Source organism: Rhodococcus zopfii NBRC 100606 = JCM 9919 (assembly GCF_001895025.1).
Taxonomy (GTDB): domain Bacteria; phylum Actinomycetota; class Actinomycetes; order Mycobacteriales; family Mycobacteriaceae; genus Rhodococcus; species Rhodococcus zopfii.
This window is the reverse complement of record NZ_BCXI01000047.1, coordinates 22,854-35,956: the sequence shown is the minus strand read 5'-3', so window position 1 is coordinate 35,956 and position 13,103 is coordinate 22,854. Positions and strand designations below refer to the sequence as shown.

Annotated in this window: 9 protein-coding genes; 7 read left to right on the top strand and 2 right to left on the bottom strand. The window is 67.1% G+C overall.

Annotation, left to right across the window (positions count from 1 at the left end):
- Positions 1 to 18 precede the first annotated feature (18 nt).
- From RZ1_RS24750 to RZ1_RS24720, 7 genes are all read left to right on the top strand, one after another.
- Positions 19 to 1,773, top strand: coding sequence for a putative type IV secretion/conjugal transfer ATPase (locus RZ1_RS24750; protein ID WP_072815189.1), 1,755 nt, complete (start codon positions 19 to 21; stop codon positions 1,771 to 1,773).
- Complete coding sequence (locus RZ1_RS24745; RefSeq protein ID WP_072815188.1) at positions 1,770 to 2,084, top strand: hypothetical protein; 315 nt, start codon at positions 1,770 to 1,772, stop codon at positions 2,082 to 2,084. Before RZ1_RS24750 ends, RZ1_RS24745 begins: the two co-directional genes overlap by 4 nt.
- Positions 2,081 to 3,712, top strand: coding sequence for a M23 family metallopeptidase (locus RZ1_RS24740; RefSeq protein WP_072815187.1), 1,632 nt, complete (start codon positions 2,081 to 2,083; stop codon positions 3,710 to 3,712). The genes RZ1_RS24745 and RZ1_RS24740 overlap by 4 nt, the downstream gene beginning before the upstream one ends.
- 14 nt (positions 3,713 to 3,726) lie before the next feature.
- A complete protein-coding gene (locus RZ1_RS24735; protein ID WP_072815226.1) occupies positions 3,727 to 4,278 on the top strand; it encodes a hypothetical protein in 552 nt (183 codons plus the stop codon).
- A gap of 16 nt (positions 4,279 to 4,294) precedes the next feature.
- Complete coding sequence (locus RZ1_RS24730) at positions 4,295 to 6,259, top strand: type IV secretory system conjugative DNA transfer family protein (protein WP_072815185.1); 1,965 nt, start codon at positions 4,295 to 4,297, stop codon at positions 6,257 to 6,259.
- A gap of 2 nt (positions 6,260 to 6,261) precedes the next feature.
- Entirely contained in the window at positions 6,262 to 6,759 is a 498-nt protein-coding gene (locus RZ1_RS24725; protein WP_072815183.1) for a DUF4913 domain-containing protein, read from the top strand.
- Between the two features lie 156 nt (positions 6,760 to 6,915).
- Positions 6,916 to 7,518, top strand: coding sequence for a hypothetical protein (locus tag RZ1_RS24720; protein ID WP_072815181.1), 603 nt, complete (start codon positions 6,916 to 6,918; stop codon positions 7,516 to 7,518).
- Positions 7,519 to 7,573: 55 nt separating this feature from the next.
- On the opposite strand, the gene RZ1_RS24715 is transcribed toward RZ1_RS24720, so the two are convergent.
- Together RZ1_RS24715 and mobF are read right to left on the bottom strand one after the other, a co-directional pair.
- Positions 7,574 to 8,716: a hypothetical protein gene (locus RZ1_RS24715; protein ID WP_072815180.1), complete on the bottom strand. Its 1,143-nt coding sequence runs from the start codon at positions 8,714 to 8,716 to the stop codon at positions 7,574 to 7,576.
- Positions 8,717 to 8,763: 47 nt separating this feature from the next.
- A complete protein-coding gene (gene mobF / locus RZ1_RS24710) occupies positions 8,764 to 13,041 on the bottom strand; it encodes a MobF family relaxase (RefSeq protein ID WP_072815178.1) in 4,278 nt (1,425 codons plus the stop codon).
- Between the last annotated feature and the right edge of the window lie 62 nt (positions 13,042 to 13,103).

Sequence of the window (13,103 nt, the reverse complement as noted above, 5' to 3'; positions counted from 1 at the left end):
CACGCAAAGGGCACATCCATGAGTGCACGCAACGCCACGAGATCGTCGCGGCTGCTCACAGCGGAGAAGATCGCCAAGACTCTGCTGTCGGACGACGAGTTGTCCCGGCTCGAAGAGCAGGCCGCCACCGCAACCGGGCTCACGAAGGCATGGAAGAAAAGCCTGGTCAACCGCCAGTACAGCCGTCGGGCGACGGTCGAGCGGTTGACCCGGATCAATTCCGACGGCTTCGACCGCCCGCTCGCCGATCTCGACGACCGCGGATTCGACGGGGCCGGTGGGGGCCGGATGTCCACGGTGATGCCGCCGGTCGAATACCGCGGTACCTCGGTTCAGGTCGCCGGGATCTACCCGTGGATCGTCGGCGCGAAAGCGCCGCTGCTGGGTACCCCGCTGGGTCGGCATCTGACCACCGGCGCGGCCGTCGGATTCGATCCGCTCTACGCCTGGAAGATGAAGGCGATCACCGCGCCATCCTGTTTCATCTGCGCGCTCAACGGCTTCGGCAAGTCGACGCTGCTGCGCCGGATCGCCCTCGGCGACATCGCCCGCGGCACATTGGTGCTCGTGCCCGGTGACGTCAAGCCGGACCTGCGGGTGCTTACCGAGCAGGTCGGCGGGCAGGTCAGCGAGGTCGGCTACGGCACCGGCGCGATCAACCCCCTCGATCGCGGCCCGATCGGCGATGCGATCGAGCAACTGCCCGCCGGTTCCCTCGAACGGGACAAGGCCGAGTTCGCGCTGCACGCTCGCCAGCTCAACATGATCTGTGCGCTGCTCGAGATCGTCCGCCGCGGCCCCCTGAAGGACTTCGAGGAAACCCTGCTCGCCTCGGCGATCCGGCTGCTCTACGCCCCGGACTCGCAGTTCGACAACGACCACGCAGCCCGCCTCGAGGACCTGCTGACGCTGATCTCGACCGGACCCGAGGAACTGAAGGACGACGCGGTGGCCGACACCGACGACGAATACCGCGGTCAGATCAAACCGCTGCTGCGCTCGCTGCGCGCGCTGGTCAAAGGCCGGTTCGGAGAAACCTTCAACCGGCACAGCACCGTGCGGATCGACATCACCAAGCCGATGGTGGACCTGGACATGTCCTCGGTGCCGCCCGGCGATGAGTTGATGCGAGCCGCTGTGCTTCTCGCCGGCTGGAACGAAGCGTTCGCGGCGGTAGAAGCGGCGCACATCCTGGCCGACAACAAGGTGCCCGGTGCCAAGGCTCTGGCGGCGCACATCATCTTGGACGAAGTCTGGCAGGTGATCCAGACCGGCAGCTCGGCGGTGGCGCGTCTGGATGCGGTGCAGCGGTTGCAGCGGTCGATGGGCGTGGCGATGACGATGGTCACGCACTCGCTCGCGGACTTCGAGAAGGTCGGGGCGCTGGGCATGATCGAACGCTCCCGCGCCCGCATCGTCGGCCCGGTCCCCGAGGCCGAACTCGACCGACTCGGCCGCTTCATGAAGTTCTCCCGCGCTGAGCGGGCGATGGTGACCGGCTGGGCCAACGACAGCACCTCCTCGGTGGAGGAGAAAAAAGCATTGCGCCAGGCGCGCCGCAACAGTGCCGGCGACAACGGCACCGGCGCGGTCGAGAGCAAGCGCACCGCCGCCGGTGTCGGGCATTTCCTGCTCAAGCTCGGCGAAGGCGCAACACCGGGCACCCCGTTCAAGGTGTGGGTGCCCCAGGCAGAAAAGGATTCCGGGATTCACGACACCGATGCCCGTCTGCGGGCTGCCGATGAGGACCGAGCCAAGGGGTTCGCCGCATGAGCCGGCGGGAGCGTCGCGGCCGTCGCCGGTACACCCTGGTCGATGACCTCACTCGTGAGGCTGCGATCGAGACGGTCCTGGGGCGCATGAAGGCAGGGGTCAGCTTCACCGCTGCTACGCGAGCGGCCGCTGCGCAGCTGGATGTGGCCGAGACGACGGTGCGGGGCTGGGTCAACCGCTCCGGCCGTCGCCCTCGCCGCACACCGCAGGAAGTCGCCGCGTTGGAAGCGGAACTGGCACTGGCGCAGGACCTGAACCGGGCGCTGGCACGCAAGTACGGAGTTGTTGCCGAGGATCTGAGCCTGCGGTGAACGGCAAGGGGGGTACCGGCCTGATCGCGCTCATTCTGGCGCTCACACTCATTCCGTTCTTCCTGCTCCTCGTCCTCGTGATGGGGATTCAGGACGAACAAGACCGCCGCGCCGGCACGAGCTGCCTCGGACCCGGCTCCGGCCTCGGATCCGGCGACAAGCTCGCACCGATGGGCTCGTTCATCAAGCCGGTCGATCCCTCCACCGTCACCTTCACCTCCGGGTTCGGCCCGCGTTGGGGCACCGAGCATCAGGGCATCGACCTGGCCGGGGCCATCGGCACCCCGATCTACGCCTCGGCCGACGGGGTGGTGCGCAATGCCGGTCCCGCCAGTGGGTTCGGGCAGTGGGTGGTGCTCGATCATGTGATCGACGGTCAGCTCGTATCCACCGTGTACGGGCACATCGAGACCTACACCGTCGCCGTCGGCGAGCAGGTCCGCGCCGGTCAGCAGATCGCCACCGTGGGCAATCGCGGGGAATCGACCGGCCCGCATCTGCACTGGGAAGTCTGGCCCGGCGGCTGGGGCACCGCGGCGGTGGACCCGCTGCCGTACTACGAATCCGCTCCCGCACCGGGACAGACCCCGGCCGGGCCGCCCACCGCGGTGCCGTCCACCCCGCCCCAGGGCAACTTGGCGCAGCCGTTGCCGCCGTCGGCCGGCTCCGAGCAGGGCCTGCAGGTCGATGCGAAGAAACTCGCCCGCGCCCTGCACCTGCGCTTCGGCGACCGGATCGCGAGCATCGGTGGGTGGCGCGCCGACGGCGGCTACGCCAGCGATCACACCGAAGGTCGGGCTGTGGATCTGATGATCGCGAACTACCGCTCCGGCGACGGGGTGACTCTCGGGGACGAGATCACCGACTACATCCTGGCCAACGCAGAGTTCTTCAATGTCGAGTACGTGATCTGGCGGCAGACCTACTACCCGGTCGGCGGTACCCCCAGCCTGATGGAAGACCGCGGCAGCGAAACCGAAAACCACTACGACCACGTGCACGTGTCCGTCCGGGGACAGGGCACCGACGAGACGTTGGTGTCGTGGGGATCGCTGCCCGGTGGCAGCGGCAACGCCACCGCCGCGGCCGCCGACTGCCTCATCTCCGGTGAGGGTATCGGCGACCGGCTCGCCGACGGGACCGTGCCACCGGAGTTCGTTCCGTGGATCGAGCGGGCCGGGTCGATCTGCCCGCAGATCACACCCTCGTTGCTCGCCGCTCAGCTCGCCGCCGAGAACGGTTTCCGCCACGGAGACTCCGCTCCGGTGTCGGTCACCGGGGCGATGGGACCGGCGCAGTTCATGCCGGGCACCTGGGCGTCCTATGGCCGCGACTACGACGGCGACGGCCGGGTCGATGTCAACAGCATCGGCGATGCCGTCATGGCCCAGGGCCACTACATGTGCACCATCGCCGACACCATCGACGGCTGGATCGGCGACGGGGTGGTCTCCGCCCCCAATGGGCGCACCGAGCTGTATCTGGCCGGCTACAACGCCGGCGAAGGCGCCGTCCTGAACTCCGGGGGATTCCCTACCGGGCACACCGACTACGTGGTCCAGACCCGCCCCTACGCCGACAAGATCATCGCCTCCGAACCGCAGTACCGGGCGATGGGCAACCAGTGAAAGAAGGCACGCCTGTGAGGATCACACGAGTCACCGTCGCGGCGGTGTGCACCGCGGCCGCCGTCGCAGTGGCGGGCTGCGGCAGCATCGACCCCGCAGGTGAGCAGCACGTCTATGAGGGCAGCGACGACCACCAGGTGATCGAACCGCTCTCACCCCAGCAGATCGACGCCGACGACACTGCGATCACCGCGATGCAGATGATCCTGTCCTGGCAGCCCGCGATCGACGAGAGCAAAACCGACGCCCTGATCCGGGCCACACCGTATCTCGGCGGGGACCTGCTCGCCGTCGCCGAATCCGGCAGCCGTGCCGAGGTACGTCCGGACGCCGATTGGCAGCAGTGGGCAGCGGCGAAAGACGCCGTGACGGCGGTCTGCGCTCACTCGGATACCACCCCGACAGCCCCGGCCGGGATGCGCACCGTGGTCATCGACGTGATCTGTACCCAGACGGTGCTGCACGCCAGCGGGCGCAGCACCCGCCTGACCCCGCAACTGTGGCGCACCACCACCGTCCGCACCGATGACGGGTGGCGACTGACCGACTACCGATTCCAGCAGTAGAAGGGGCACACAAACGATGGCACACACCAGACGCGAGCGACCACGCAGCTCCTCGGCCGCCGACGAGGTGTTCCTCAAAGCGTTCCCCGCCCTCGTGGTGGCGGCCTATCTGCCGACGATCGCCTACAACACCGGCGGGGGAGCAGACCCCACCTGGAACCCGATCGGCCTGATCTTCGCCCTAGGGTTCGGATCGACGAGCTGGCCGGCCGGCGCGACGACCATCCTGGTCCTCGAACTGGTCCTGCTCGCCGCTCTCGCCGGGGCCGGATGGTGGGCGCTGCGCCGGTTCGGAGTGCTCGAGACCGTCAAGGGCAAGCAGTTCGAACAGCGCATCGACCGCCTCGCCCGCACGATGGTCGACCCGAAGGAGGTCGACGAGGCCGACCCGAAATACCTCGCCGCCAGCACCGACCGGCTCGCCCCGGCCATCCCCACCAATCACCCCGGCTACCTCGGCATCCCCCTCGGACACACCGTGGTCGGGGATCGCACCCTGCGCATGACCTGGGAGTTCGTAGCGATCGCCTTCGCCGGCGCCCGCATGGGCAAGTCCGCCAGCTTCGCGATCCCGGCGATCTGCCACGCCCCCGGTGCGGCACTGGTGGCCTCGAACCGCGGCGATGTGTACTCCCACACCGTCGGCATCCGCCGCGAAACAGGACGGGTGTGGGTATTCGACCTGCAAGGCGTGTCTACCGGCAACCGACAAGAACGTGCGAGCTTCTGGTTCAACCCGCTGCGCACCGTCACCGACCTGCCTTCTGCTGCGGCGGTATGCGGCTACTTCATCTCCGCTGCCACCGATGCCGGTGCCCGCGTCGATGCCTACTTCGACGGCAACGCCCGCGACCTGTTCGCCTCCTACCTGCTCGCCGCTGCCCTGGTCGGCGGGGACATCCGGCATGTGGTCGAGTGGCTGACCCACACCCAGTCACAGATCCCCCCGGCCGTGCTCGAGCAGTACGGCTACCCGGAGCTGGCCCGCACGATGCGCGGCAAACAATCCGTCAACGCCAAACAACGCGACGGCTTCTACGACATGGCCCGCCGATTCCTCTCCCCATTGGACGAGCCCCGCTACGCCGAAGCAGTCCTGCCGAACCGCCGGGTCGTCATCGGCACCGACCAGTCCGGCCGGGTCACCATCACAGACGGAGAGCACGTCCACGACCTGCCGGAGTTCATTTCCGCCGAGTTCGTCACCCGCACCGACACGATGTATGCGCTGTCCAAGGACGGCCCCGGCTCGTCCTCGGCGATCTCCAGTGCCCTGGTCGGGCAGATCCTCACCTGCGCCGAGGAATACTCCGAGCAGCAGGAATCGGAGCGGATGCCGATCCCGCTGACGGCGGTGCTCGACGAGGCCGCCAACATCTGCAAGATCGAGGACCTGCCCCGCTGGTACTCGCACTTCGGTGGTCGCGGCATCATCCTCATCACCTTCTTCCAGTCCCCCTCCCAGGGAGAAAAGGTCTGGGGCCGCGAAGCCTTCAAGTCCATGGTCGATGCGTGCAGTGTCGTCTGGTACGGCGGCAACGTCGAAGACGACGCCTTCCTGTCCGGCCTGGTCGATGCCGTGGGCACCCACTACGTCGACACCGAGTCTCGCAGCCGCCCTACCGGTTTGTTCTCCAGCGGTCAGGCGAGTGTGTCGAGCAATTGGCAGAAGGAAACCATCTTCGAAAAGCGGGACCTGCGGGCGCTGCCGAAAACCCGGGCGCTGGTGACGATCGGTGGCTCCACCCCGATCCTGGTCCGCAAGGCGTTCTGGGGGAACTCGCTGTTCGCCGAGGCGATCCGTCAGTCGACGAAGGACAGCAAGCAGCTCGGCCCTGCCCAACAGAAAGCGCTGCCGGTGGGGGAGTCCGATCGCCTAGGCAGTGAGGGTCCGCAGCAACCACGCACCGTGGACGCGCCTGTCGTGGATTCCTCCCGCACCACTGCCCTGTTTACGTCCGAGTTCATGTCGAAGGAATGAGCATGGTGAATCTGCCCCGCACGACCGATGATCGCTGGGACACCGGCAACGAGTCCGGAGACGGCACCGCCGACGAGTGGACCCCGGAACAGGCCGCAGCAGTCGACTCCACTCCGGAACCGCAGGAGAAGAAAGAGCCGAAGTACGCGAACGTCATCGACTGGGTGAACGGTTTCTTCCTGCCGGTGATCCGCCGGCGGATCAGTGACAACGACGGCGGCCTGTCCTGGGATGCGAGGTGGTGGGCGTACCCGGAGGTCGTGGCCCGACTGACCGCGCTACACCAGGCATGGGAGGAAGCACGAGCGTCGGATTCGATGTCCGCGGTGTCCGCGTGGTGGGTACAGCACCTCGAACCCCACCTGAAGGTCATCCTCGACGGCGACACCGGACCGATGGCCAACGCCAAAGCCGACCGCAGCTTCATGGGCTGGCCGGCCATGCCCGCGGACCCGATTCCGTCCGATCTGGTCGACACGATCATCAACCAGTACGGCTAGGAGAAACCGTGGGCATCCACGGTCACGGTGTCCCAGTCGTCCGAGCTTTCGGTCAGCAGTCCTACGTCCCTGAGCTGGGTACGACGCGGTGATCCGGGCAATGAGGGAGCGGTCCTCGGCCGGTACGAGCTGGGTTACGACATACGAAGGAGTGGCATGAAACTATCTTTGCCCGAGCCGGATCTGGCACCGGCCGGGGAGCAGTGGCGTCAGATGATCCGTGACGAACAGCAGCAGTGGCTTGACGAGCGGGGAGTGTCATTGAGCGACGATCAACGGAAGTTGGCGTTCTACCAGGCCGCGGTCGCGGTCGGGGAGCTGCGCGAGCGAGTTGCTCAGTTGCCTGCCGAGCAGGTGCGTGGCGAAGCCCTCGATGCTGTGTCCCGCTACGCACCCCGCAGCCGGTGGTGGTGGGTCCAGCACGCAGCAGTGGTCTTGGCGTTCGTCGCTGTGATCGGATGGTTCTATTTCAACCAGGACACGGTGGTCCTGTGGGAGTACGTCCCGGCCGGGGAAACTGCGGACCTGGTTGCGCAAGCCGTGGGATACGGGCGGTGGGCTACCTGGACGGCGATGGTCGCGGTGCTGGTGTTCGTCCTCGGTCTTGCCGCCGTCATGTGGTTCGGCAAAAGCCCGCTGTTCAAGGAAAAAGCCATCCAATACTGGCGGACGGCTCTGGGAATGGCGCTGTGCGCCCTGTGCACCGGGGTCTTCGTCCTCGCGTGCACGATCTACGCGTTCTACACAGACCTGGCGTAGCAGTATGACGACTGTGGGGGCCACCGTCCGGTGGTCCCCACAGTGCTGTCTTCGGTCAGTACCCGAGCGTTGCTTCGTGACTGTGTTCGACGCCGGTGTCAGGGACGAACGCGGCCTCGTTGGTGTGGTCGGGCGTGCGTTCGATGTTGAGCATCTCGGTTACCGATCGGGGGTGACTGCTCACTGCAGCACCGATCGCATCGAGTAGTTCCTGACTGAGCTGGTTCAGGTTGACGGGTGAGAGGGGAGGAGCGACCTCGTCGTCACCGTTGACCGGGCCGACCGCGGCGGCCAGACCCCGGCCGGCGGACTCGAGGGCAGCTCCGATCTTGCCCAGGTCACCACTGCTCGTCGGTGCCGTCTCTGCGATCCGTTCGAGCTGGTCGGACACATCCGCTTCGTTTTCTTCTTCGACTGCGTCGGCCGGGTCGGGCTGCGGGGCAGGGTCGCTGGACACGTCCGGGTTGGTCTCGGACTTGTCGACGTTCATCTCTACGGTGTCGGAGTCGGCGGTGTGTTCGTCGGTGGTGCGGGCGAGGGATTCGGTCACCGCTGCCGGGACTTGCTCGGTGGGTTCGGCCACTGCGAGGTGCTGTTCGGACAGTTCGGCGAGCTTGTCGAACGACGGCACACTTCGGGCGGCGACGTAGGTCAATGCGACGGCGGCGGCGGCGTCGAAGACGCGGTTGTCGGCGTCCCGGTCGGTGGCCTGCCGCTCGGCGAGGCGGCGGGCGATCTCGTCCAGGGGCATCTGCACCTGCACATATCGCTGCTGCTCTTTCCGGTACTGCTGTGCTCGCAGTGCGTCCAGTCGTGCCGCATTCTCCTGCGCGAGCTGCTCCCATTTGCGGGTGATCTGTGCCTGCGCGCCCACATGCCGGGCTGTTGCTGCTGCTGCCAGAATCTGGACCGTGGTCTGCTCGGCGGGCTGTCCCCGGAATGCGCCGAGAACCTCGGTTCGGTCCTTCGGTGCCGGGGCCGGATGCCCTTGAGCGCGGCGGCCGTCGACTTGGCGAAGAAAGCCGACGAGGTCGGTCACGTCCTGGCTGGCTTGCGCCCTGGCCGGTCGGGGTTGCGGTCTCGCCTGGGCACCGGCCGGGGACCCGTCGAGCGAGTTCGGTGCACTCGCCGCCTCGGTGGGGTGAGCTGCTCGTCCCCGATTGCGCAGGAACCGCCGCTTCTGGTCGTTGTCCGCCATAGTCCTTCTCCTTGTGCCATCGGGGGCGGGGGTCGCCGCGTCCGGGCCTACAGGTCCCGTTCCGGTCCGGTGTCGTGGTCGAGGGGGTCGAGACCGAACTGGACGTTCGCCCCCGAATCGGTGTGTGTCTGTCGCGTCGACGTGCCGGTGGTGTAGTCGGGTCCGCCGGCCTTGCGTCGGGCGAGTTCGGCGTCGATCTGGCCGAGGATGGTGCGTTCGGCGGCGATCGATTCCTCGAGTCGGGTGATGCGGTCGGTGATCCGCCCGATGGTCTGATCGTCGGTGGCGCGGGCGCGGGCCTTGGCGGCTTCGGCGGCGCGGTAGTGCTGTGCACCGCGTTCGATCACCGCCCAGCGTCGCTCGGGCGGCGCTGCCTGTTCGGCGGCGGTCACAGCGGCGCGGGCAGCGGCGATCTGGTGTTCGGTCACGTGCGGGGACCGGGTCAGGGCATCGAGTCGGGTGCGGGCAGCACGCACCACCGCGATGTTGCGTTCGTCGATTTCGACCTGTGCGAGGGACCGCTCCACGCCCGAGAGGGCGGACATCTCCCCTCGTGCCCGCTCGAGTTCGTCGCGGGCCAGCGACAGCAGCATCGCATCTTCGGTGAGCCGTCCCCGGCTGACACCTTGCGCGGACACCAGCTCGGCGTCGCTGTAGCGGGCGTAGGGTCCGGCCACCTCGCCGCGGGTGTCCTCGGGTCGGCGCAACCGCTCGATGTTCGTCTCGACCGCACCCTGGCGTGCCTGCCGGATGTGCGCCATCGGATCGGTCTCGTCGGCGGGGGCGTCGGCGAGCACCCGCGAGACCGCGATTTCCCGCACCGTGGCCTCCCACAGCCGCACCCGGCGGGGATCGGTTCCCCGCTGGCCGATGGCGGTGATCCACGGCGCGTTCTGTTCGAGGGCGGTGGTGGTGTAGGAGTCGATGAACGCGTGCATCTGCTGCTCGCACGAGCGGGCGTAGGCGGCGAGGATGGGATCGGTTGCGGCCGCGGCGTCGGTCAGTGCTGGCACGCGGTAAGCGGCTACCGCGTCGGTGCGGCGGCGTGGCAGTTGCGCTCCGTCGGAGTTGTCGATGCGGTTCTTCAGGGCGCGGGCGATGACCTGGCCGGGGGAGTTGGTCTCGGTGTCGATCCGGCCGGCTCTGCCTTCGGAGCTCATCACGGCGGCGGCCTCGCGCAGCAGAGTCTCGGTGTCCCAGCCGAAGGTTTCCGATTGGGCGACGTAGGTGACGATCTGATCCCACCCGCCGAGGCTGTGCACCCAGCCGAACTGCTCGTCGGTGAGAATCCGGCCCAGGAGCTGTTCGGTGTAGTCCGCGTACAGCTCCCCGACGGCCAGCATGTAGATATCGACGATCTTCGACCAGGACGCGGCCTTGCGCTGTTCGTCCTCGATCATCTGGTGCACGGTGCGCTGGGAACCGTCGCGGGCGATGATCTTCGCGAGCAGACCGATCGCGCCGGGATGCTCATCCGGGCGATGTTCGAAGTCCCAGTCGGGCAGCTCGTCGTTGGCAGCGTAGACGATATTGGCGTGCTTGCCGCGGGTGAGCGCGACGTACAACGACTGGCGATCCATGTTCGCCCCGGCGAGCACATGGCAACTTCCCACCGTCATGCCCTGCGAGCGGTGCACGGTGGTCGCGTAGCCGAGTTGCACGTTGTCGGTGATGTAGTCGGCGGCGACGGTGACCTGGCCGCCGCTGATGTTGTTGCGCAGCCGCAGCGATCCGTCGTCGCCGATGGCAGCGACGGTCCACAGGTCGCCGTTCTTCACCCGGCCCGAGGTGTTGCCGTCGGAGTCCTCGACGACGTACTTCGAATTGTTCTTCCGGGTGACCACCACGTCCCCGACAGCGGCCTCGAGACCGTCGGCCAGGACGATGCCGGGTCCGGTGACGGTGCCGCCTGTGCGGTAGTAGGCGGCGGCTTTCTCGTTGAGCTGGCGCACCAGATCGTTGGTGGGGGCGACCATCAACGCGACCTGCCCGGCCTCGACGTCGGCGACGTAGGCGTCGAACACTGCATCGGCCAGCTCGTGCGCCATGCCCTGCCGGATGCGATCGTTCTGCTCGTACCACTCGAGCACCGTCACATCGCCCGTGCGCAAGCGCAGGCTCGCCTCGGCCTCACCGACGGTGGCGAAACGGTGGACCTGGCGCAGGAACGGGGCGTTGGTGCGATCGGCCAGATCACGCAGAACGCCACCGGCTTCGACGGAAGCGAGCTGCTGCGGATCACCCAACAACCGCACCACCGCACCGGACTCGGTGGCCATGCGGGTCAGGTCGGCCAGATCGCGGGCCGAGGCCATGCCCGCCTCGTCCACCAGCAACAGATCACCCTTGCCGATCCCGGTCGCGATACCGACGCGATCGCGGGTGAGCACGTCGGCGATGGTGCGTCCCTGCACCGAAATTTCCTCACCGAGCACTTCGGCGGCACGGGCCGACGGACCCAGAGCGATGACGTTTCCGTTGACCGCTTCCCAGGCCCGGGCGATCACGGTGGCCGCGGTGGTCTTGCCGGCACCGGCCGCACCGACCGCCACCGCGACCCGTTTGCCGGCCGTGAGGAAGTGGGTGATCATCGCGAGCTGATCGGCACCGAGCTCGTGGCCGTTCGCCTCCTCGACGGCGCGGATCGTGCGGCGAATGATCCGATCGTCCACGATGTGCTCATCGTCCATCCGGGCCTGCTCACGCATGAAATCCTCGGCGTCGAGAACCGACTGCGCGGTATACCGCATCTGCGCGCGATCGACCAGCAGGCTGCGCCGACGTCCCCGTTCGACGCGGTCGCTGATCCGCTCGGGCAGGTGATATTCCTCGACGTCAATGGGCAGGCAGTAGTCACGCAGGGCGAGTTCGAGTGCATCATCGTGGATCGCGCGCAGCTGCTCGTCGTCGGCGAAACTGAACTCTCGCAGCCGCCTCTCGATCTCGGCGGTCACCGAGAACACCGTCCACGAACCGACCTTGCGCGAGAGCGTGTCGACGACCTCATCGACGAGCGCCGGCACCTGCCCGGGAGTCAACTCCGGTCGGCGGTCCCGTTCCCCGCGGACGGATTCGACCAGCTCGGCGGGATTGTTCCCGGCGAGAATCGCCTCGGCGCGCTCGCGCCATTCGGCCCGCAATTCGGCCAGGGAGCGTGGGGGATTCTTCGCGTTGCGGGTGTCCAAGGTGGCCTGTTGCGCCTGGGCGTACTGCACCTTCTTCGGCGGGTTCTTGCCGTAGCGGGTCTTGTAGTCGCGGGCCAGCTCTTCCTGGCGTGCCTCGATCGCGGCGCGGCGGGAGAACTCCTCGATCAGGGACACCGGGATGCCTTCGACCTCGTAGACCGGTTGCTTGCCGACCGGCGTATCCGGCCTCGGAGCGAAGGTGACACCGAGCTTGCGGGCCACGAGATCGGCCACCCGGGTGTTGTACTTCTCCGACGCCGACACGTTCGCCTTGTAGAGAATGGACCCGTCGATGGTGGTCCATCGGCCTTCGGCATAGACACGATTGAGCACGGCGCTGTGGGTGTGCAGGTTCGGGTCCGCAGCGCGATTGTCGAAGTGATCGAACCGGGCGATCAACAGCCCTTCGGCCTTGACCTTGCGCTCCCCGCCTTTGCCGCGGCGGGTGTAGATCACGTGATCTTCGATCCACTCCAATGCTTCGTCCACGGCCTGCTTGTGGGCTTCTTCAACTGCGGCCTTGACCTGATCGTCGCCCAGGCCCCACAGCAACGAGATGGACTTCATCGGGGTGAACACCAGGTCATAGCCGGCCACCGGCTGCCGCGCCTTGCTGTACTGCTCGGTGATGAACTTCCACACACTTTCATCGCTGAGCAGCCCGGCCTGCTCAGCACTTTCGCAGCTCAGGTGCTTGCGGGCGGTGGCGAACTGGATGTCCTTCTTGGTCTGAGTGTCGGGGTATTCCCCGTGCTGCGCCTTGTAGGCGGTGCACAGTTCCTCGACGTCGTGGACGTATTCCTGACTGTTCTGAAACCACGAAAACGCTCGTCCGAGGGCGGTGCTTTGGGACCAGTTCAGGTGCTCTTCGACCGAGGCTTCGGGTCCGGGCTTGGTGTCCAAGGCGGTCGGAGTACGCGCAGCACCGAACACCGATCGCATCGCGGATTCGGTGACTTCGGTGCCGACCTCGACACCGACCTTCTCGGCCAACTTGCCGCACCACACGCCGGGCGGGGTGCCCTTGGCGACGTAGTAGTCGACCGCATCGGGCTTGCGGGACTCGGTGGCGTCGCCCTTGGCGACGTGCTTGGTGAGATAGACATAGCCGTCCCCAGCGTTGAGCTTGTGGACGGTCATCACGGCGCCGATTATGCCATGTCGCACCTTTAGTGCATGAGGTGTGAGAATTTTCTGGGCGA